Origin of the sequence: Nonomuraea sp. B12E4 (assembly GCF_039871825.1) — a bacterium.
Classification (GTDB): domain Bacteria; phylum Actinomycetota; class Actinomycetes; order Streptosporangiales; family Streptosporangiaceae; genus Nonomuraea.
The window spans coordinates 24,152-45,190 of record NZ_JBDPME010000028.1; the positions used below are offsets into that span (position 1 = coordinate 24,152).

At 71.9% G+C, this 21,039-nt stretch carries 15 protein-coding genes; 11 read left to right on the forward strand and 4 right to left on the reverse strand.

The features are described from left to right. Nucleotides 1-24: 24 nt before the first annotated feature. The gene (locus ABGB18_RS39875) at nt 25-1,428 is read right to left on the reverse strand and encodes a P1 family peptidase (protein ID WP_347700863.1); all 1,404 of its coding nucleotides are present in this window, start codon (nt 1,426-1,428) and stop codon (nt 25-27) included. Nucleotides 1,429-1,588: 160 nt separating this feature from the next. Further along, nucleotides 1,589-4,198: an AAA family ATPase gene (locus ABGB18_RS39880; RefSeq protein WP_347700864.1), complete on the reverse strand. Its 2,610-nt coding sequence runs from the start codon at nt 4,196-4,198 to the stop codon at nt 1,589-1,591. Nucleotides 4,199-4,434: 236 nt separating this feature from the next. On the opposite strand from ABGB18_RS39880, the gene ABGB18_RS39885 reads away from it, so the two are divergent. The 10 genes from ABGB18_RS39885 (at nt 4,435) to ABGB18_RS39930 (ending at nt 18,498) form a co-directional block, all read left to right on the forward strand. Further along, nucleotides 4,435-5,979, forward strand: coding sequence for an acyl-CoA carboxylase subunit beta (locus ABGB18_RS39885; RefSeq protein ID WP_347700923.1), 1,545 nt, complete (start codon nt 4,435-4,437; stop codon nt 5,977-5,979). 5 nt (nt 5,980-5,984) lie between these two features. Beyond that, nucleotides 5,985-6,194: a hypothetical protein gene (locus ABGB18_RS39890; protein WP_347700865.1), complete on the forward strand. Its 210-nt coding sequence runs from the start codon at nt 5,985-5,987 to the stop codon at nt 6,192-6,194. Nucleotides 6,195-6,230: 36 nt separating this feature from the next. Then, nucleotides 6,231-7,523, forward strand: a complete 1,293-nt coding sequence (locus ABGB18_RS39895; RefSeq protein WP_347700866.1) for a PLP-dependent aminotransferase family protein — start codon at nt 6,231-6,233, stop codon at nt 7,521-7,523. Beyond that, nucleotides 7,520-8,581, forward strand: coding sequence for a 3,5-dihydroxyphenylacetyl-CoA synthase DpgA (gene dpgA / locus ABGB18_RS39900; protein ID WP_347700867.1), 1,062 nt, complete (start codon nt 7,520-7,522; stop codon nt 8,579-8,581). The genes ABGB18_RS39895 and dpgA overlap by 4 nt, the downstream gene beginning before the upstream one ends. A gap of 35 nt (nt 8,582-8,616) precedes the next feature. Beyond that, nucleotides 8,617-9,252: an enoyl-CoA-hydratase DpgB gene (gene dpgB, locus ABGB18_RS39905; RefSeq protein ID WP_347700868.1), complete on the forward strand. Its 636-nt coding sequence runs from the start codon at nt 8,617-8,619 to the stop codon at nt 9,250-9,252. Continuing rightward, the gene (dpgC, locus tag ABGB18_RS39910) at nt 9,249-10,388 is read left to right on the forward strand and encodes a (3,5-dihydroxyphenyl)acetyl-CoA 1,2-dioxygenase DpgC (protein WP_347700869.1); all 1,140 of its coding nucleotides are present in this window, start codon (nt 9,249-9,251) and stop codon (nt 10,386-10,388) included. Before dpgB ends, dpgC begins: the two co-directional genes overlap by 4 nt. Beyond that, nucleotides 10,385-11,173 carry an enoyl-CoA-hydratase DpgD gene (dpgD, locus tag ABGB18_RS39915; protein WP_347700870.1) on the forward strand — a complete coding sequence of 263 codons (789 nt, stop codon included), beginning with the start codon at nt 10,385-10,387 and terminating at the stop codon, nt 11,171-11,173. Before dpgC ends, dpgD begins: the two co-directional genes overlap by 4 nt. Nucleotides 11,174-11,195: 22 nt before the next feature. Continuing rightward, nucleotides 11,196-11,426 carry an MbtH family protein gene (locus ABGB18_RS39920; RefSeq protein WP_347700871.1) on the forward strand — a complete coding sequence of 77 codons (231 nt, stop codon included), beginning with the start codon at nt 11,196-11,198 and terminating at the stop codon, nt 11,424-11,426. Nucleotides 11,427-11,551: 125 nt separating this feature from the next. Beyond that, nucleotides 11,552-13,537: an ABC transporter ATP-binding protein gene (locus ABGB18_RS39925; RefSeq protein ID WP_347700924.1), complete on the forward strand. Its 1,986-nt coding sequence runs from the start codon at nt 11,552-11,554 to the stop codon at nt 13,535-13,537. A gap of 5 nt (nt 13,538-13,542) precedes the next feature. Further along, on the forward strand, nt 13,543-18,498 hold the full coding sequence (locus ABGB18_RS39930) for an amino acid adenylation domain-containing protein (RefSeq protein WP_347700925.1): 4,956 nt from the start codon (nt 13,543-13,545) through the stop codon (nt 18,496-18,498). Here ABGB18_RS39930 and ABGB18_RS39935 read toward each other — a convergent pair. Both ABGB18_RS39935 and ABGB18_RS39940 read right to left on the reverse strand, forming a co-directional pair. Continuing rightward, nucleotides 18,495-19,688 (reverse strand): ATP-binding protein, encoded by a 1,194-nt coding sequence (locus tag ABGB18_RS39935; protein ID WP_347700872.1) that lies wholly within the window; start codon nt 19,686-19,688, stop codon nt 18,495-18,497. The two genes, ABGB18_RS39930 and ABGB18_RS39935, sit on opposite strands and share 4 nt — an antisense overlap. 1 nt (nt 19,689) lies before the next feature. Then, nucleotides 19,690-20,343: a response regulator transcription factor gene (locus ABGB18_RS39940; protein WP_347700873.1), complete on the reverse strand. Its 654-nt coding sequence runs from the start codon at nt 20,341-20,343 to the stop codon at nt 19,690-19,692. A 119-nt stretch (nt 20,344-20,462) separates the two neighbouring features. Here ABGB18_RS39940 and ABGB18_RS39945 point away from each other — a divergent pair, with 119 nt between their 5' ends. Then, nucleotides 20,463-21,029, forward strand: a complete 567-nt coding sequence (locus ABGB18_RS39945) for a hypothetical protein (RefSeq protein WP_347700874.1) — start codon at nt 20,463-20,465, stop codon at nt 21,027-21,029. Nucleotides 21,030-21,039: the final 10 nt, after the last annotated feature.

Consider the following 21,039-nt stretch of genomic DNA (forward strand, 5'->3'; position numbering starts at 1 on the left):
CCGGCAACGCTCTTGACGGGCTTGCTATGGCGAAGCCCGGAATCTCTGCACGTGCTTGACGCGCGGCCCGGCGACCGCGGGTGCGGCGACGTTCAGCCGAGCCGGGACGCCGAGCGGCCCCGAACCGTCCATGCGCGCCGGTCCCGCGCCGCCCGTGTTCACCGGTCCCGCGCTGCCCGAGCCCGCTCCGCCGGTGCTGGACGGCCCTGGGTCGGTGCCGGTCGGCAGTGCCGGGGCCTTGTCGAGCTGCTGCCGGGCCTCGGCCAGCGACTCCTGGGTCACCTCCGGTGCCTTGCCCAGCTTGTCCTGCGGCAAGGCGGAGACCTTGTCACAGGCGGACTTGTACCGGTCGCAGTAACTGGTGGTGGTGCCGACGGTGCGCGCGGCCAGCATCGCGTGGCCGACGGCCCGGGTGAGCGTGTCGGCGGCGGCGTTGAAGAGCTCGTTGAGGCGGCGGGCGTCGGCCGGGTTGTTGACCCGCAGCGGCGTGCCGGTGCCGGTGGACACGCCGAAGACGGTGTCGCCGTCGTCCAGGGTGTGGATGGGGCTGATCGCGCGGGCCAGGCCGTCGTGGGAGTTGCCGGCCATCCGCGCCGCGGCGGCCTTCTCCAGCGGCGCGTTCGTGGCCACCACCGCGATCGTGGTGTTCATCGGCAGGGACTCCGCCGCGGTGTCCGGCCGGCACTCCTGCGCCTTCGGCGTCTTCAGGCCCCGGAACTCGTGGGCCAGCTCGTACCGTGCGGCGAACAGCGAGCAGTCCCTCGGGTCCACCGGCGAACCGGCGGCGTTCACCACGACGATGGCGCCGACCGTCACGCCGTCGCCGAGGGTGACGCTGGCGCTGCCGACGCCGCCCTTCAGCCCACCGGCGCGGGCGCCGGTGCCGCCGCCCACGACGCCCTGCCGGACCGGGCCCTGGTCGGCGGCCCGGGCCGCCAGGTAACCCCACTCGGGCGTGGTACGGGCCTTGAAGTCGCCGCCCCTCCCGAGGTCGAAGATGTCCGCGGCGGGGACGATCGGCGCGACTCCGGAGCCCACCTTGACGCCCTCGCCGCGGTCCTCCAGCCAGCGGATCACGCCGTCGGCGGCGGACAATCCGTACATGCTGCTGCCGCCGAGCATCACCGCGTTCACGCCGGGATTGGAGTTCAGCGGGTCGAGCAGGTCCGTCTCCTTCGTGGCCGGGGCGCCGCCACGCTGGTCGACGCCGGTCACGGACATCTGCGGCGTGTAGACGACGGTGGTGCCGGTGAGGTAGGGCGCCCGGGCGGACTGGACCTGGCCGACCTTGATGCCCGGCACGTCGGTGATCGCGTTGTGCGGGCCGGGAAGGCCGGGGGTGGCAGCCGAGGCGGGCGCGGGCGTCGCGAGAGTGGTGGCGGTCAGCGCTAAGGATCCGGCGAGGAGTGCGGCGAGGCGTGGCTTCATGGGTCCCTCATTCCAGTGCGGTGCAGGGCACGCGGAGGTACCGCCCACGCGTCCTGGGCTCTTTGAAGTGCACTCAGTGCACTGAGGGTACTGGTCGGACCAGGAGAGGTAAAGATCTCTATGGGAGAAAAGTCCTATATACGGTCGAGCGTCGTATGCGCTAGCCGAACGCCTGGCTCGGCTCGCGGGACAGCAGCGGCAGGTCAGCCCTGCACTTGATCTTGAGCTTGCGGTAGACCCTGGTCAGATGCTGCTCCACCGTGCTCGTCGTCACGTGCAGGGCGTGGGCGATCTGGCTGTTGGTATATCCCTGGGCGGCCAGCGCGGCCACCCGGCGCTCGGCCTCGCTCAGCTCGGTGAGCGGATCGCCGTCGTGGTCCGGTTCGGCGGGCCGGCTGACGACGCCGCAGCCGGCGGCCAGGACACGGGCGCGCTCGGCCAGCGTGTGCGCGGGCGCGGACTTGCCGCGTTCGCGATAGAGGGCGCTGAGCTCGCCGAGCGCGCGCGACAACTCCAGCCGGTCGCCGCACCGCTCCAGGGCCTTCACCGCGCCGCGCAGCAGCCTCTGCCGCTCCGCCGGTTCGGCCACCGCGGCCAGCGCGCGCAGCGTGATGCCGTGCGTTCTCGACGTCCCGGAGCCGATCATGGCGTACTGTTCACCGGCCAGCGTACGGGCCGTTTCCGGCTCGCCGAGTGCCAGGTGGGCCATGGCCAGGTCGGCACGCCACGGTACGAAGCTGGGCACGTCCATGCCCCAGCGCCGCAGCAGCGTCCCGCACCTGGCGAGTTCGGCGGCGGCCAGTTCGGGCCGGTTGGTCGCCAGATGGTGGCGGCCCCTGGCGTGCAGGTAGAGCGCGGCGTGCGGGGTTTGGTACATGGCCTCGGGCACCGGCGCGGCCGCGTGCTCCTCCGCCTCCTCGTGCCGTCCCATGGCGGTCAGCGCCGACATCGTGACGGCCAGCGCGGTGCCGATGGCCACGCCCCAGCCGTCGGTGGGGACCAGCACGAGCCCGTCCCGCGCGTGGGCCAGCGCGGGCTCCAGCGCCCCCCGCCGCAGCAGGATCGAGGCCCGCAGCAGGTGGAGCAGCGCGCCGGTCAGCGGCGTCAGCGGGCCGGCCACGTCGCAGGCGCGCTCGGCCTGGTCGATCCTGTCCAGGTGGATGAGCGTGGCGATGGCCAGCATCGACATCAGCTCGCCGGGCTGGGTGCCGTGCTCACGCAGCGCCACGACCGCGTGCGAGACCGCCGCGTCGGGCGTGGCGGGCGGTGTCGTCGCCGGAAGCCCGTCGATGATCCCCGGATGCAGCAGCGCGAGCCCCGTCAGGTCGGCCCCCGACCCCGCCAGCTCGGCATGGAGCGCCTGCGCCTCCTCGGCGCGGCCGAGCCACAACATCCAGGAGGCCAGCGTGACCGCGGTGGCGGCGGGCAGCGTGCCCGCCCGTACGCCGCGCACCAGGTAGGGCAGGTGCCGTACGACGCAGGCGGGGTTGGCCTGCCACTCGGCCCGCGCCAGGTCCAGCCGTACGACGGTGCCCTGATCCTCCTCGTCGCAGTCCCGCAGCGCCTGCTTGAGCAGGCCGACAGCCCGGTGCACGTCGGCGTCGCCCAGTGCCTGCCCGGCGGCCTCGCGCAGCACCTGGATGGCCCACGGCGCCTTGGTCTGCCGCGGCGCGAGCAGGTGCCGGGCCACCACGGCGGACGGCGCCCCGTTGCTGTGCAGGATCTCGGCGGCGCGGGTCTGGAGTTTGGCGCGCAGCGCGGGCCGCATGCCGCCGAGGATCGCGGCGCTGACGGCGGGGTGGCGAAGCCTGTCGTCGCTGGTGAGCCCCGCGGCGCGGAGCGCGAGCGCGGCCTGCCCGATCCACTCCGCGTCGCGGTGCACGAACTCCTCGACCAGCGCGGGGGAGGCGTCCTCGTCCAGCACGGCGAGTGCCTGCGCGAGCGGGGTGGACTCGGCGTGATAGAGGCAGGTGAGCACGGCCTGCCGGTACGACTCCCCGTACACCACCGTGTCGGACGCGCCCAGCGTGAGGTCGTCGATCAGGGCCTTCAGCAGCAGCGGGTTGCCGCCGCTGGCCGCGTGGAAGTCGCCTGCCAGCCGGACCGCGGCGGCGCCGCCGAGCCGGGCGGCCAGCGTGGTGGCCACGCCGTGCGGCGACAGCGGGGTGAGCTGGATCCGGCGCGCGCCCGACAGGTGCAGCAGGTCGGCGTGGAGCAGCGGATGCGACCGGGTCGCCCGTACGCACTCGGTCATGAGCACCAGCACCCGGTTGTTCCCGGCCTGGCGCGTCAGGAAGAGCAGCACCTGCAGCGAGGCCAGGTCGGCGTGGTGCGCGTCGTCGACGCCGATCACCAGCGTGGCCCGCTGGGAGATGTCGAGCAGGATCCCCGCGAGCCTGCTGAGAACCGCGGCGGGCACGCGGCTGACGATGTCGAACTCCCCGGTCGTCCTGTCCTGCGGGGCGTGGAGCCAGTCCACGGCCAGGACGGTGTCGGCGATCTCCCGCTCGTCGGGCGTGAGGTGGGGACTGTGGAGGAGCTGCCGGATGACGCTGAAGGGGACCACGGACTCCACGCGCGAGGCCGATGCGTTGAGGAAGACCGCACCCGCCTGGAAGGCCCGCTCCGCGACGGCCTGTAACAGGCTCGTCTTGCCCGTCCCCGCCGCGCCCTCGATCCATCCCACGGCGCTGGAACCCCGCTGGGCGGAATGGAAGAGGCGCAACAGTGTCTCGAGCTCTCCTGTTCTCTCCGTTGATTGGACAGACATCGTTCACCCCCGGTACTCGCCGGGGCCGTGCGGGCTCCGGCGGGCCGTCTGAACTCTGCTGGACAGCGATTGTGCCCCGGCCCGCTTTCAACTCACTTGACGCAGGCCGGAACCGAGCGGTTGGACGGGCATTTCTTTCTCCACGCCGCCTCGAATGCCTATCTTGACGAAATGGCACGAGGAGGAAAGCGTTGAAAGTCAACGATGCGATTTCGTCGGACCTCGCCGCGGAAACCATGCGGGACCGGGTCGTCGAATTGGAGCTCATCAAGGACAGCATTTCGGCCGGTCCCGGGGCCGAGGCCACGGCCCGGCAGCACGCCAGGGGCAAGCTCACTGTTCGCGAACGCCTCGGTGTGCTGCTCGACGAGGGGTCCTTCAGCGAGATCGAGCCGTTCAGGCGGCATCGGGCGACCGGGTTCGGGATGGAGGCGCGCAGGCCGTACACGGACGGTGTGGTCGCGGGCTGGGGGAAGATCAACGGCCGCCGCGTCATGGTGTACGCGCACGACTTCCGGATGTTCGGCGGCGCGCTCGGCGAGGCGCACGCGGAGAAGATCCACAAGGCGATGGACCTGGCCAGGACCGCGGGAGTCCCGCTGATCAGCCTGAACGACGGCGCGGGCGCGCGGATCCAGGAAGGCGTCACGGCGCTGGCCGGCTATGGCGGGATCTTCCACCGGAACGTCGCGTCCTCGGGAGTGATCCCGCAGATCAGCGTCATGCTCGGACCGTGCGCGGGCGGCGCGGCCTACTCTCCCGCGCTGACCGATTTCGTCTTCATGGTGCAGGGCACCGCCCAGATGTTCGTGACCGGCCCCGACGTGGTGGTGGCGGTGACGGGCGAGCACATCACCCACGAGGACCTGGGCGGCGCGCGCGTGCACGGCTCCCTGACCGGTGTGGCGGGGTTCGTCCACGCCGACGAGGTCTCCTGCCTGGAGGACGTGCGTCACCTGGTGTCGCTGTTGCCCTCCAACAACAGGGAGGCCCCGCCCCCGGTGGCCACCGCCGATCCGGCGGACCGGCCGTGCGACCGGCTGCTCGACCTGGTGCCCGCGGATCCCGCGCGTTCCTACGACATGGCCGCCGTCATCGTCGAGATCGTCGATGACGGCGAGTTCTTCGAGTTCCACGCCGGGTGGGCGGGCAACCTGCTGTGCGGGCTGGCCACGCTCGCCGGGCAGGTCGTCGGTGTCGTCGCCAACCAGCCCGGGCACCTGGCGGGCGCGCTGGACATCCACGCCTCGGAGAAGGGCGCGCGCTTCATCCAGACCTGCGACGCCTTCAACATCCCGCTGGTCAGCCTGGTCGACGTGCCCGGCTTCCTGCCCGGCGCCGACCAGGAGCACGGCGGCATCATCAGGCACGGCGCCAAGCTGCTCTACGCCTACTGCGCGGCCACCGTGCCGCGGATCCAGGTGATCGTCCGGAAGGCGTACGGCGGCGCCTACATCGTCATGGACTCCCGCTCCATCGGCGCGGACCTGTCGTTCGCCTGGCCCACCAACGAGATCGCGGTGATGGGCGCGGAGGGCGCGGCCAACGTCGTCTTCCGCAGGGAGATCGCCGCCGCCGCCGACCCCGAGGCCAGGCGGGCCGAGCGGGTCGCGGAGTACCGCCGCACGCTCGTGCACCCCTACTACGCGGCCGAACGCGGGCTCGTCGACGACGTCATCGATCCCCGCGCCACCAGGAGCACGCTGATCCGCTCCCTGGACCTGCTGCGCGCCAAACACGCCACGCTCCCGGAGCGCAAGCACGGGAATCCGCCGCAATGACGGACATGGAGCCGACGGTCGTCGCGGGAAATCCGACGGAGGAGGAGCTCGCGGCGATCCGCGCCGCGCTGCGGGTCCTGATGTGCCGCGAGCGCACGGGCACCACGGTCACCTGGCGTCCCACCGGTTACCGCCCGCCGTTGTCCTGGACCGTCCAACCGCGTGAAAAACGAACTTGGACACCAAATTTATCGCCCTTGTTGACGCGCTCCTGAGCGTGTTTTCCTCCTGCCCTGAGGAGGCACCCGACCATGCTCAAACTTCATGAACTGCATTCGAGCGTGTCCGACCCGGCATTGGACACGATGAATTTCCTCAACGAGGTCGCCTGGCGATATCCGGAGGCCATCTCCTTTGCCGCCGGACGGCCGTACGGCGAGTTCTTCGACAGCGAGTTGGTTTTCACCTATCTGCGCGCCTATCTCGACGACCTCGCCACCCGGGGGAGGTCCTGGCGCGAGGTCCGCGATCACGTCTACCAGTACGGCCCCACCGCCGGGCACATCCGCCAGGTCATCGCCGACTGGCTGCGTCAGGAGGAGGACATCGACGTCCCACCCGAGTCGATCGTGGTCACGGCCGGCGCCCAGGAGGCCATGTTGCTGACGCTGCGCGCGCTCATCCGCGACCGCGACGACGTGCTGCTGGCCGCCACACCGTGCTATGTCGGGATCATCGGAGCCGCCCGCCTGCTGGAGGCGCCGCTCACCCCGGTGGAGGAGCGTGAAGGCAGGCTCGTCATGGACGACCTGGTGGCCACCATCGCCGCGGAACGTTCCAGGGGGCGGCGGCCGCGGCTGCTCTACCTGGTGCCCGACCATGCCAACCCGTCCGGCGGGACGATGCCGATCGAGGACCGGCGCGCGCTGCTCGACCTGGCCGCCGAGCACGACTTCCTGATCATGGAGGACAGCCCGTACCGGCTGGTCAGCGAGGGGCGGCAGGTGCCCACGCTCAAGTCGCTCGACCGCGGGCGGCGCGTGGTCCACCTCGGGTCGTTCTCCAAGACGGTCTTCCCCGGAGCCAGGGTGGGGTTCGCCGTCGCCGACCAGCCGGTGGCCACCGGCACGGGCACCGGCCTCCTGGCGGAACACCTCACCAAGATCAAGAGCATGGTGACCGTCAACACCTCCTCGCTCGGCCAGGCGGCCGTGGCGGGCGCCATCATGACCGCAGGCGGCCTGCTCTCCAAGCTGAACGCGCAGGGCGCCGCCCACTACGGCGGCACCATGCGCTCGGTCCTGGAGCACCTGGACAGGTGGCTGCCCGCGGACCGGCGGGCGGCGCTCGGGGTCTCGTGGAACGCGCCGCGAGGCGGGTTCTTCCTGAGCATGACCGTGCCCTTCCGTACCGACGAGGCGGCCCTGGTCCGGTCTGCCCAGGAATTCGGCGTCATCTGGACGCCGATGTCCTACTTCTACCCGGACGGCGGCGGCGAACGTGCCATCCGGCTGTCCACCAGCTACCTGACGCCCGAGGAGATCACCGAGGGCACCGCCAGGCTGGCCAGGTTCATCGAGGCGGAAGGGCGGGACGCGCGATGACGGGGGCGCTCGATCCGGCGCGCATCGTCGGGGTCGGCACGGCGGTGCCCGCCACCACGTACACGCAGCAGGAAGTGCTCGATGCCCTCGGGATCACCGATCCGCGGATCGTCTCGCTGTTCCACAGCAGCGCGATCGAGCGGCGCGGCCTGGTGCTGCCGCCCCAGGGCGCCGGCGGGACGCGCGCCCCCGAACCGCAGGGCGACCTGCTCGACAAGCACAAGGCGCAGACGCTGGAGATGGGCGCCCAGGCGCTGGAGTCCTGCCTCAAGCGGGCCGGGGCCGAGCTGTCGGACGTCAGGCACCTGTGCTGCGTGACCAGCACGGGATTCCTCACTCCGGGAGTGAGCGCCCACCTGATCAAGGAGCTGGGCATGGACCCGCACTGCAGTCGCTCCGACATCGTCGGCATGGGCTGCAACGCGGGGCTCAACGCGCTGGGCGTGGTGTCGGGCTGGTCGGTGGCGCGTCCGGGCGAGCTCGCGGTCGTGCTCTGCGCCGAGGCCTGCTCCGCCGCGTACGCGGTGGACTCCTCGATGCGCACGGCGGTGGTGAACAGCCTGTTCGGCGACGGCGCCGCCGCGGTGGCGCTGGTCGCGGGCGAGACGACGCCGCCGGGCCCGGCCATCGTGAAGACCGCCAGCATGATCATCACGGACGCCATCGAGGCCATGCGGTACGAGTGGGACAGGGACCTGGCGAGGTTCAGCTTCTTCCTCGATCCGCAGATCCCCTACGTGATCGGCGCGCACGCCGAGACGGTCGTGGACCGCCTGCTGGCGGGCACCGGACTGAGCCGCGGCGACGTCGGCCACTGGCTGGTCCACTCGGGCGGCAAGAAGGTCATCGACGCGGTCGTCATCAACCTCGGCCTGAGCCGCCACGCGGTCAGGCACACCACGGGGGTGCTGCGCGACCACGGCAACGTCTCCAGCGCCTCCTTCCTGTTCTCCTACGAGCGCCTGCTTGAGGAGGGCGTGACCCGCCCGGGCGAGTACGGCGTGCTGATGACCATGGGCCCGGGCTCCACCATCGAGACGGCACTGATCCGCTGGTGAACGAGATGACTGAGAGGACGACTGTGGAAGCGATAGTGACCATCAGCGGAGCGGAGCCGCTGTCCGCGGCGACGGTCGAGGCGATCGGCGCCCTCGTCGCCGAGGCGGAGCGCCAGGAGGGCGGAACCGTCGCGATCCGCGTGTCCGGCGCCCCGCGCGGAGCCTGGACCCGGGAGCTGAACGTCTCGCTGGTGACCAGGTGGGAGCGGATGCTGCGCAGGTTGGAGCGGCTGCCGGTGACCACGGTGGCGCTGGCCTCGGGCGACTGCGGCGGCGCCGCGCTGGACGTGCTGCTGACCACCGACGTGCGCATCGGGGAGACCGGCGTCCGGCTCCTGATCGCGGGCGACGGCGAGGCCACCTGGCCCGGCATGGCTCTCTACCGGCTGGCCCAGCAGGCCGGGGTGGCCAGGACCCGCCGCGCCGCGCTGTTCGGCAGACCGATCACCGCGGCCGAGGCACTGGAGCTCGGCCTGCTCGACGAGGTGACCGAGGACCCGCAGGAGGCGCTGGCCGCGGCCGGCCGGGGCGCCGGACCGCTGGCGGGCAGCGAGCTGGCCATCAGGCGGCGGCTCATGTTCGACGCGACCACGACGGTCTTCGAGGACGCGCTCGGCGCGCACCTGGCGGCCTGCGACAGGGCGCTGCGCCGGACAGAGGTGGCCCGATGATCACGACGTGGAGCACGCCGGTGACCGGCCGCCAGGAGCGGCTGGAGCTCATGGACGCCCACGCCGAGGCCGTCTACGACGAGCTGACCCGCGGCCGCGCGCTCCACCTGCGGCTGCCCGACCTGCTGCACGCGGCCGCCGACGCCTTCCCCGGGCTGGTGCCCACGGCGGACCAACTGGCGGAGGAGCGGACCAGGGCGCAGGCGGACAAACAGGGGCTGGAGATCGACCAGGGCATCTTCCTGCGCGGTGTGCTGCGCGCGCCGCTGGCCGGACCCCACCTGGTCGGAACCATGCTGCGGCCCACGGAGCGCGCGCTCGCGCTGCTGCCGCGGTTCGCCAGGACCGGCAGGATCCAGATGGAGTCGGTGCTGCTGGAGCGCCGCGACGCCGCCGCGCACCTGACCATGTGCCGGGACGACTGCCTCAACGCCGAGGACGAGCAGCAGGTCGAGGACATGGAGACGGCCGTGGACCTGGCGCTGCTCGACCCGGCCGTCCAGGTGGGCGTCGTGCGCGGCGGCACGATGAGCCACCCGCGCTACCGCGGCAGGCGGGTGTTCAGCGCGGGCATCAACCTCAAGCGCCTGCACGCGGGCCAGATCACGCTGGTGGGCTTCCTGCTGCGCCGCGAGCTCGGCTACATACACAAGATGGTGCGTGGCGACAAGCCGTGGATCGGCGTCGTGGACACCTTCGCGATCGGCGGCGGCTGCCAGCTCCTGCTGGTGCTGGACCACGTCATCGCCGGCGCCGGCGCCTATCTCAGCCTGCCCGCCGCGCAGGAGGGCATCATCCCCGGCGCGGCCAACTTCAGGCTCACCCGCCTCGCCGGGCCGCGGCTGGCCAGGCAGGCGATCCTGCAGGGCCGGCGCATCCAGGCCACCGATCCCGAGGCACGTCTGCTGGTGGACGAGGTCGCGGACGGCGCCGAGCTCGACGACCTGCTCGCGCGGAGCGTGGAGCGGTTGCGCGGTGACTCCGTGGCGGCCAACCGGCGGCTGCTGAACCTCGTCGAGGAGCCGGTGGACCAGTTGCGCGCCTACCTGGCCGAGTTCGCCTACCAGCAGGCGCTGCGCATGCACAGTAACGACGTCATCGGCAAGGTCGCAGCGTTCTCGGACAGGCGATCATGACGGTCGGCTATGAGAAGTGCGACCACGTCGCCCGCGTGACGCTCGACCGGCCCGAGGTGCTCAACGCGCTGAACCAGCAGGCGCACGTCGAGCTCGACGCGATCTGGCGCGACATCGAGACCGACGACGACGTGTGGGTGGTCGTGCTGACCGGCGCGGGCGACCGCGCGTTCTGCGTGGGGCAGGACCTCAAGGAACGCGCGGTCCTGGACGAGCGGGGCACGCCGCCGACCACGTTCGGCAGCCGCGGCCAGCCCGGCTGGCCCCGCCTGACCGACCGCTTCACCATGGACAAGCCGCTGATCGCGCGGGTCAACGGCTACGCGCTCGGCGGCGGCTTCGAGCTCGCGCTGGCCTGCGACCTCATCATCGCCGCCGAGCACGCCGTGTTCGGCCTGCCGGAGGCCCGGCTCGGCCTGGTGCCCGGCGCCGGGGGCGCGTTCCGGCTGGCCAGGCAGCTACCGCTGAAGGTGGCGATGGGCCACCTGCTGACCGGGCGGTCCATGACCGCCGCGCAGGCCCTGTCCCACGGCCTGGTCAACGAGGTCGTGCCCGCGGCCCGGCTGGACGCCTGCGTGGCGGGGTGGACGCGGGACCTGCTGCGCAGCGCGCCGCTGTCGGTCCGGTCGATCAAGGAAGCGGCCATGCGCTCGCTCGACATGCCGCTGCCCGACGCCTTCACCTCCGAGTACCGCTGGGAGTCCAGGCGCAGGAGCAGCCGCGACGCGGCGGAAGGCGTACGGGCCTTCGCCGACAAGCGCGAACCGGTGTGGACCGGACACTGAAGATCAAGAAAGGACAACCATCATGGCTAACCCCTTTGCCGACGCCGACGGGACCTTCCTGGCCCTGGTGAACGACGAGGGTCAGTATTCACTGTGGCCGGCCTACGCCGAGGTGCCGGTGGGCTGGGAGATCGCCCACGGGCCCGGGAACCGTGCGGCCTGCCTGGAGTTCGTCGAGGCCAACTGGACCGACATGCGGCCCAGGAGCCTGGCGCTGGAGATGGACGACTACACAGAGATGGCCGTCTCATGATCGGCGGTCCCGGGCCGCTCATCCAGATCCGCGGCGGTTTCGGGCCCGACGGCCCGGAGAACGCCCAGACGGTCAGGCCGGGCACGTTCCGCAGGATCGTGCCGTACGCCGGACCGTACCGCTGGATGGTGGTCGCGCTCCTGCTGATGACCGCGCTCGACGCGGTCGTCATCGTCGCCACGCCGCTGCTGTTCAAGGTCATCATCGACGACGGGATCATCCCCGGCGACCGGTCCGTCGTCGTCTCGGTGGCGCTGGCGGTGGCGGGTCTCGCCGTGCTGCAGGCGCTCCTCGGCGCGCTGGAGAGCTGGGCGTCCGCCAGGGTCAGCGAGGGCCTCGTGTACGACCTGCGTACCGAGGTGTTCTCGCACGTGCAGCGCCAGCCGCTGGCCTTCTTCACCCGGGCGCAGACCGGATCGCTGGTCAGCAGGCTCAACACCGACGTGGTCGCGGCCCAGCAGGCGATGACCTCGCTGCTGTCCATGATGATGTCGAGCGTTCTGGTGCTGCTGCTGGTGCTGGGGACGATCTTCTACCTGTCCTGGGTGGTGGGGCTGGTCGCGCTGGCGGTCATCCCGTTCTTCATCCTGCCCGGGCGCGTCGTCGGGCGTCGGCTGCAGCGCCTGCTGCGGGTCTCCATGCAGCAGGACGCCGAGCTCGGCACGCTGCTGCACGAGCGCTTCAACGTCGCCGGCGCGCTGCTGACCAAGCTGTACGGCACGCCGGAGCGGGAGACCGGCCTGTTCAGGAGCCGCGCGGCCAAGGTACGCGACATCGCCGTGGTGACCGCCGTCCACTCCCGGACCCTGCTGATCTCCGTCACGCTGCTCGCCTCGCTGGTCACCGCGCTGGTCTACGGCCTCGGCGGCGGCCTGGTCATCGCGGGCGCCTTCCAGATCGGCACGCTGGTGGCACTGGCGACGCTGCTGGCCAGGCTGTTCGGCCCGATCAACCAGCTCTCCAGCCTCCAGGCGCACGTCATGACCGCGCTGGTCAGCTTCGACCGGCTGTTCGAGGTGCTGGACCTCAAGCCGCTGATCGTCCAGAAGCCGGCGGCGACCGCGCTGCCCCGGGCCGAGGCCATGGACGTGGAGTTCGACGGCGTCTGGTTCGGTTACCCGACGGCCTCCGAGGTCTCGCTGGCCTCGCTGGAGACGATCTCCACGCGGGAGCAGGAGCGCCAGGGCGACGCCTGGGTGCTGCATGACGTCACCTTCCGCGCCCCGGCGGGCAAGCTCACGGCGCTGGTGGGGCTGTCGGGCGCGGGCAAGACCACGATCACCCACCTGGTGCCCAGGCTGTACGACCCGGGCCGGGGAACGGTCCGCCTCGGCGGCCACGACCTGCGCGACCTGACGGTGGACTCGCTGCGCGCCGCCGTCGGGATGGTCACGCAGGACGCGCACCTGTTCCACGACACGCTGCGGGCCAACCTGGAGTACGCCAGGCCGGGCGCGAGCGAGCAGGAGCTCAGGGAGGCGTGTGCCGCGGCCCAGATCTGGGACCTGATCTCCACGCTGCCGGACGGCCTGGACACCGTGGTCGGCGACCGCGGCTACCGGTTCTCCGGCGGGGAGAAGCAGCGCATCGCCATCGCGCGGCTGCTGCTGAAGTCGCCCTCGGTGGTGGTCCTGGACGAGGCCACCGCGCACCTGGACTCCGAGTCGGAGGCCGCGGTGCAGCGTGCGCTGCGTACCGCGCTGGCCGGGCGCACCTCGCTGGTCATCGCGCACCGGCTGGCCACGATCAGGGAGGCCGACCAGATCATCGTGGTCGACGGCGGCCGGATCGTGGAGTGCGGCGTGCACGCCGAGCTCATGGAGCTGAACGGGCGTTACGCCGAGTTGTACCGCACGCAGTTCGCCCGGCCGCCCAAACCCGAGGAGCGGGAACTCGTCGGCGTCGCGCCCGCCCCGCACCTGATGGCGCCGCCTCCCGGCAATGGGGGAGCGCCCCATCTCCTGCCTCCGCCCGGTGACGGTGGCGGAGCCCCGCATCTTCTGCCTCCGCCCGGTGGCGGTGGCGGAGCCCCGCATCTTCTGCCTCCGCCCGGTGGCGGCGGAGGAGCCCCGCACCTGCTGCCACCATCAGACGAGAGGAGAGATCAGTGACGAAGATGCAGGTCGAGGACGTGTGGCCGCTGGCGCCCCTGCAGGAAGGCTTACTGTTCCACGCGACCTACGACGACGAGGCGCCCATGGACGTCTACGTCGGCCAGCGGGTGCTCACCCTGGACGGCCCGGTGGAGCCGGAGGTCATGCGCACCGCCTGGCAGGTCCTGCTGGACAGGCACGCCAGCCTGCGCGCCGGCTTCCAGCACCGCGCCGCGGGCGACCCGGTCCAGGTGATCGCCAAGAAGGTCACGTTGCCGTGGCGGTTCGTGGACGTGTCGCACCTGCCGCCGGGGGAGGCGGCCGCCGAGGCGGACAGGGTGGCCGAGGAGGACAGGCGCAGGTTCGACCTGGCGGTGCCCCCGTTGCTGCGGGTGCTGCTCATCCGGTTGAGCCCGACCACGCACCGGCTGGTCGTCACGATCCACCACATCCTGATGGACGGCTGGTCGTTGCCGATCATGTTCGGCGAGATGTGGGCGCTCTACGGCAACGGCGGCGACGCCTCGGTGCTGGAGCCCGTCACGCCGTACCGGACATATCTGGAATGGCTCGTCAAGCAGGACAAGGACGTGGCGCGGCGGTCGTGGCGCGAGGTGATGGCCGGCAACACCGAGCCCACGCTGGTCGGCCCACCCGACCGCGGCGGGCCGCCCGTCATGCTCAAGCACGTGATCAGCCACGCGGGTGACGAACTGGCCGACGGGCTGCGCGACCTGGCCCGGCGGCAGGGCGTGACGCTGAACACCGTGCTCCAGGGCGCCTACTCGATCCTGGTCGGCATGCTGGCCGGGCGTGGGGACGTCGTGTTCGGCGCGACCGTGTCGGGGCGGCCGGCCGAGCTGCCGGGGGTCGAGCGCATGCTCGGGCTGTTCATCAACACGGTGCCGGTACGGGTCACGCTGAACCCCGCCGAGGCGTTCACCTCGGTGCTCAAGCAGTTGCAGAGCCAGCACACCAAGATGCTGGACGCCCAGCACCTGGGGCTCACCGAGATCCAGCGCGAGGCGGGCCCCGGCGCCACGTTCGACTCGCTGATCGTCTACCAGAACTACCCGCGCGGGCCGATGGAGCAGCCGTCGATCGGCGGCTCGGTGCGCGGCGCGGAGGCGGAGCGGCCGACCATCGCCTCCGCCCCGCCGGGCGGTCAGGGTGGTCCGTTGCACATGGGTCCGCCGCCGGGCGGTCAGGGTGGTCCGTTGCACATGGGTCCGCCGCCGGATGGTCAGGGTGGTCCGTTGCACATGGGTCCGCCGCCGGATGGTCAGGGTGGTCCGTTGCACATGGGTCCGCCGCCGGATGGTCAGGGTGGCCCTCCGCACATGGCCCCGCCGTCCGCGGGCCAGTCGGGTCCCGAGCCGGGCGGTCAGGGCAGCGCGCACCGGTACGGCGGTGTGCGGATCACCGGCGCCGGTGGTGAGGAGGCGGCCCACTACCCGCTCACACTGGTCGTCACCCCCGCCGACGCCATGGAACTGCGCATGGACTACCGGCCGGACGTGTTCGACGAGCCGACCGTCAACGCGCTCATGGCCCGGCTGCTCGGCGTCCTGCGCCAGCTCGTGGCCCGCCCCGACATCCCCGTCGGCCGCATCGAGCTGCTGGTCGACGGCGAGCACCAGCGGATCCTGCGGGACTGGAACGGGCTGGCCAGGGCCCTGCCGCACCGCTCGCTCGCGGAGATGTTCGAGGAGCGCGCGGCACGCGAGCCCGGCGCGGTCGCCATCGTGTACGGCGGAGAGGTGCTCACCTACGGCGAGCTCAACGAGCGCGCCAACCGCCTGGCCCACCGCCTGGTCGCCGCGGGCATCAGGCCGGAGAAGCCGGTCGGCGTCGTCATGGAGCGCTCCATCGAGCTCATCGTCTCGCTGCTGGCCGTGGTGAAGGCGGGCGGCTTCTACGTACCGCTCGACGGCCGTCATCCGATCGCCCGGCTGCGCGCGGTCATGACCGAGGCCGCGGTGGCGCTGGCGCTGGTGGACACCCCGACCGCCGCCAAGCTGCGCGACGCCGACCTCTTCGGCTCCGCGCCCACCATCGAGGTCTCCGCCCGTGAGCTGGCGCACGGCTCAGACGCGGGCAACCTCGGCGTGCGGATCTCGCCGCACAACCTGGCCTACGTCATGTACACCTCGGGCTCGACGGGCACGCCCAAGGGAGTGGCCGCCACACACGGCAACGTCATGGCGTTCTGCCTGGACGGGTGCTGGCGCGACGACGTGGTCGAGCGGGTGCTGCTGCAGGCCAACCACGCCTTCGACGCCTCGACGTACGAGCTGTGGGTGCCGCTCTCGCGCGGCGGCCAGCTCGTGATCGTGCCGCCCGGCCAGGTGGACCCGGTGGCGCGCGGCCGCCTGATCGCCGCCGAGGGCGTCACCAACGTGCACGCCACGGCGGGCCTGTTCGCCGTGCTGGCCGAGCAGAACCCGGAGATCTTCGCCGGGGTGCGCGAGGTCTCCACCGGCGGCGACGTGGTCTCGCCCAACGCGGTCAGGACCCTGCTGGAGAACCACCCGGAGATGGTGGTGCGCTCGACGTACGGCCCGACGGAGACCACCGCGTTCACCACCCAGATCCCCTTCACCGCCAACTCGGCGGTGCCCGACTCGGTGCCGCTCGGCTACCCGATGGACAACACCGAGATCTTCGTGCTCGACGAGGCGTTCCGCCCGCTGCCCGCCGGGGTGACCGGCGAGCTGTACGTGGCGGGCGAGGGTCTGGCCCGCGGTTACACGAGCCGCCCCGGCCTGACCGCCGAGCGCTTCGTGGCCTGTCCCTTCCCCGGCGAGCGGCCGGGGCGCCGCATGTACGCCACGGGCGACCTGGCGCAGTGGACGCCCACCGGCGAACTGCTGTTCATGGGCCGCGCCGACGAGCAGGTGAAGATCCGCGGATTCCGCATCGAGCCGGGGGAGATCGAGGCGGCGCTCCTTGAGCACGACCTGGTCAAGCAGGCCGTGGTCATCGCCCGCGAGGACCAGCCGGGCGTCAGGCGCCTGGCCGGCTACGTGGTCCCGGTCGAAGGGGCGTCCGTGGACGGCGGCGTGCTGCGCGACCAGCTTGCGGCCAGGCTCCCCGACTACATGGTGCCGGCCGCGGTGATGGTGCTGGACGCGCTGCCCGTCACGGTGAACGGCAAGCTGGACAGGTCCGCGCTGGCCGCGCCCGACCTGTCCGGGCTCGCGGTCAGCCGCGCGCCCGCCACACCGGTGGAGGAGCTGCTGTGCGGCCTGTTCGCCGAGGTGCTGAGCCTGGAGCGGGTGGGCGCCGAGGACTCCTTCTTCGAGCTCGGCGGCGACTCGATCATGTCGATGCTCGTGGTGTCCCGCGCCCGCAAGGCGGGTGTGGTGATCACCCCGCGTCAGGTGTTCGAGCTCAAGACCGCGGCGGAGCTGGCACGGGTGGCCAAGACGGTCACGGAGGAGGTGCGCGCGGAGGACGACGTGGCGGTCGGCGAGGTGCCGCTTACCCCGGTCATGCGGGAGCTGGCCGGGCAGTCGGGCTCCGTGGCCCGCGCCGGCACCCAGTCGATGCTGGTGCAGGTGCCCGCCGACCTGGTCATGGACCGGCTGCTGGGCGCGTTCGCCGCGCTGCTGCGCCAGCACGACATGCTCAGGGCCAACCTGGTCGTCAGGGACGGCGACGAGTGCCTGTACGTGCCGGAGGAGTCCGTGCCCGTGGCCGACCTCGTACGCAGGATCGACGTGGCGGGACTCGACCAGGAGGCCATGGGCGAGCTGGTCCACCGGGCGGCGAGGGAGGCGGCGGACCGGCTCGACCCGGAGGCCGGCGTCATGGTCCAGGCCGTCTGGCTCGACCCGGGCCCGCGGGAGCCCGGCCGGCTGTTGCTGGTCGCGCACCACATCGTGGTCGACGGCGTTTCCTGGCGGATCCTGCTGCCGGACCTGGCGGCCGCCTACCTGATGCTGGCGGCGGGCGACGACGAGCCGGCGCTGGAGCCGGTCGGCACCTCCTTCCGGCGCTGGGCGGTCGAGCTCGCCAGGCAGGCCGCCGGCCAGGAGCGGGTCAACGAGCTGCCCGCGTGGGCGGCCATGGTGTCCGGCTCGGACCTGGTGCTGGGGGAGCGCCCGCTGGACCCGGCCCTGGACAGGCTGGCGGACGGGTTCGAGCGCGTCGAGGTGACCGTCTCCGCCGAGGCCACCGCGGCGCTGCTGACCAGCGTGCCCACCGCCTTCCACGCCAAGGTCGACGACCTGCTGCTGGCCGGGCTGGTCGCCGCCGTGGGCGAGTGGCGGCAGGCCGGCGGGCGGTCCTTCGACGGCGGCATGCTGGTGGAGATGGAGACGCACGGGCGTGAGCCGCTGACCGAGACGATGGACCTGACCCGCACCGTGGGCTGGTTCACCGGCGCCTACCCGGTCCGGCTGAACCCCGGCGTGCTCGACTTCACCGACGTGCGCGCCGGCGGTGGGGCCGCCGGACGACTGATCAAGCGGATCAAGGAGCAGCTCAGGAGCGTTCCGGGCGACGGACTTGGATACGGCCTGCTGCGCCACCTCAACCCGGCCACCGCGCCCAGGCTGGCCGCGCTCCCCTCGGCCCAGGTCGGCTTCAACTACATGGGCAGGTTCGCCGCCACCCGCGACGAGGACGAGCCACGCCCGGCAGACCTGGACAAGGGCAACTGGCGTCCGGCGGGCGAGCGGGCCATGGGCGGCACCATCGACCCTGAGATGGCCGCCAGGCACGCGCTGGAGGCCGGTGGCGTGGTCCGCGACCTGCCGGAGGGCCCCGAGCTGACCATCACGCTGGAGAGCCCGGCGGGCCTGCTGGCCAGGCAGGCGCTGGAGGCGCTGGCCGGCGGGTGGGTGGCCATGCTGGAGGGCCTGGTCACGCACACCGAGGGTGGCCAGGCGGGCGGTCACACTCCGTCCGACTTCTCCCTGGTCGAGCTCGACCAGGACGACGTCGAGGAGTTCGAGGCCGCCTTCGGTGGCTAGACCGTCCCGGTGAGCGCGGCGGGCGGGGTCTGCGCCGTTTCGGTGTCCAGCGGGAAGGACACCTCGACGACCAGGCCGCCGCCCGGCCGCGCGCTGGGCGTGAGCCGGGCGTCGTGCGCGTTGGCGATGGACCGTACGATCGACAGACCGAGCCCGTGGTGGCCGGACCTGCCCGCCGAGCGGTCCAGCCGGTGGAACGGCTCGAAGATCTGGTCCACGTGCTCCGGCGGCACGTGCCGCCCCGAGTTGGTCACCCTGACCAGCGCGCGGTCGCCGTCGGAGCCTGTCTCCAGCTCCACGAAACCGTGCTCGACGTTGTAGTCGATGGCGTTGTCCAGCAGGTTGGCGATGAGCCGCTCGACCAGCGCCGGGTCGCCGGAGCTGCGCGCGGGGGCGAGACCGGCGCGCAGCGACAGGCCGCGCCGGTCGAGGTCGGCGCGCAGCGGCTCCAGCGCCGTGCCGGCGAGCGCGGCCAGGTCGAAGCCCTCCCTGCGGTCGAGGCCGCGCTCGCCCGTGGTGAGCGTCAGCAGTGACTCCAGCAGCCGCTCCTGCTGCCGGCAGATCTCCAGCACGCGGCCGGAGACCGCCCGGAAGGTCGCGGCGTCGGCGCCGCGGTCCAGGAGCACCTCCTCCACCAGCGCGTGTTCGAGCGTCAGCGGCGTGCGCAACTCGTGCGCGGCGTTGGCGACGAACCGTTTGTGCGCGTCGAGTGCCGACTCCAGCCGGTTCAGCAGCGCGTCCACGGTGTTGGCCAGATCCTTGATCTCGTCGTCCGGGCCCGGGATGGCCAGCCGCTCGTGGAGATTGCTCGCGGATATGCGGTGGATCGTCTGGGTCATCGCCCGCAGCGGCCGGAGGATGCGCCCGGCCACCAGCCAGCCCAGGAAGATCGAGAACACCACCATGATGGCCAGCGCGATGCCCGATCGTTCGAGCAGGCCCTGCAGCAGCGCGTCGTGCTGACGTACGGCGGTCTCCTCGATCACCTGCACCTGGTCGAAGGAGGTGGGCGGCGGCGCGGTGGGCATGCCCGGACCCGGTCCCGGCTGGTTCACGTGGACCCGCACGGTGGTCTTCGGTGAGTTGCTGACCAGGAGATACAGGATCCCGAGCAGGGCGGCGCCGGAGATCGTGAACAGCATCCCGTACAGCGCGGTCAGGCGCGCGCGCACGCGTGTGGGCCGGCGCATGTCAGATCCGGTATCCGCCGCGCGGGACGGTCTCGATGACCATCGGGTCGCCGAGCTTGGACCGCAGCCTGCTCACCGTGGCCTTGACGGTGGTGGTGAACGGGTCCGCGGCCTCGTCCCAGACGCGTTCCAGCAGCTCCTCGGCCGACACCACCCTGCCCTGGGCGGCCATCAGGTATTCCAGCACCGCGAACTCCTTGGGGCTCAGGTCGAGCCGTACGGCCCCCCTGGTCGCCACGCGCTTGGCCGGATCGAGCTGGACGTCGTCGTGCACCAGCACGGGCGGCACCGCGACGGGCGCCCGCCTGCCCAGCGCCCTGATGCGGGCGATGAGCTCGGCGTAGGCGAACGGCTTGGGCAGGTAGTCGTCGGCGCCCAGGCTCAACCCCTCGACCCGGTCGGCGATCGTGCTGGAGGCGGTGAGCATCAGCACCCGCGGCTGCGGCACCCGGGCGACCAGCGCCTTGCACACCTTGTCCCCGTGCACGCCCGGGATGTCCCTGTCCAGGATGACCACGTCGTAGTCGACGGCGATCGTCCGCTCCAGCGCGTCGGACCCGTCGTGCGAAAGGTCGACCGCGAACCCCTCGCGGCGCAGCACGCGGGCCACCGATTCGGCGAGCTCGACCTGGTCTTCGACCACCAAGACTCTCATAGGCCATTTTCCTTCCCGCCCCCGGTCACAGCCGGGTCACAAGTGCGCGGACCCTGCTGTGACCGGCCCGCTCGTACAACGGAATACGCAAAGTCAAACCGACGCATGGAGCTCACACAATGAACGCAATCAAGCGGGCAGGTCTGGGGATCGCCGCCATCGCCATACTGGGACTGGCCACGGCGGCGTGCGGCAACAGCGAGGCGGCCAGCGGCGGCGGCTCGGGTGGCTCGTCCTCCGTCAATCCGGGCGGGGGCGGCTCGCCCGACGGCGACAGCAGGGAGGTCCGCGCGGCCGCGCTGGTCAAGTACGCGCAGTGCATGCGGGAGAACGGCGTCTCGCAGTTCCCCGACCCCGTCGACGGCCGCCTCCAGCTCAAGGCGGAGCGCGGCGGCGCGCTCGACCCCGACAGCCCGGCCTTCCAGGAGGCGCAGAAGAAGTGCAAGTCGGTCGAGCCCCCGGGCCTGCTGGAGGGCAAGGGCGTCAGCGGCGACCAGCAGGAGCAGATGCTCAAGTACGTCGCCTGCATGCGGAAGAACGGTGTGCCGAACTTCCCCGACCCGCAGAACGGCCGTATCCAGCTCTCGCCCGAGGTCGGCGTCGACCCGCAATCGCCGCAGTTCAAGAACGCCGAGGACGCCTGCCGCAAGTTCATGCCGGGCGGGGTCTCGCCTGGCGGCGTCTGACAGGAGAAGG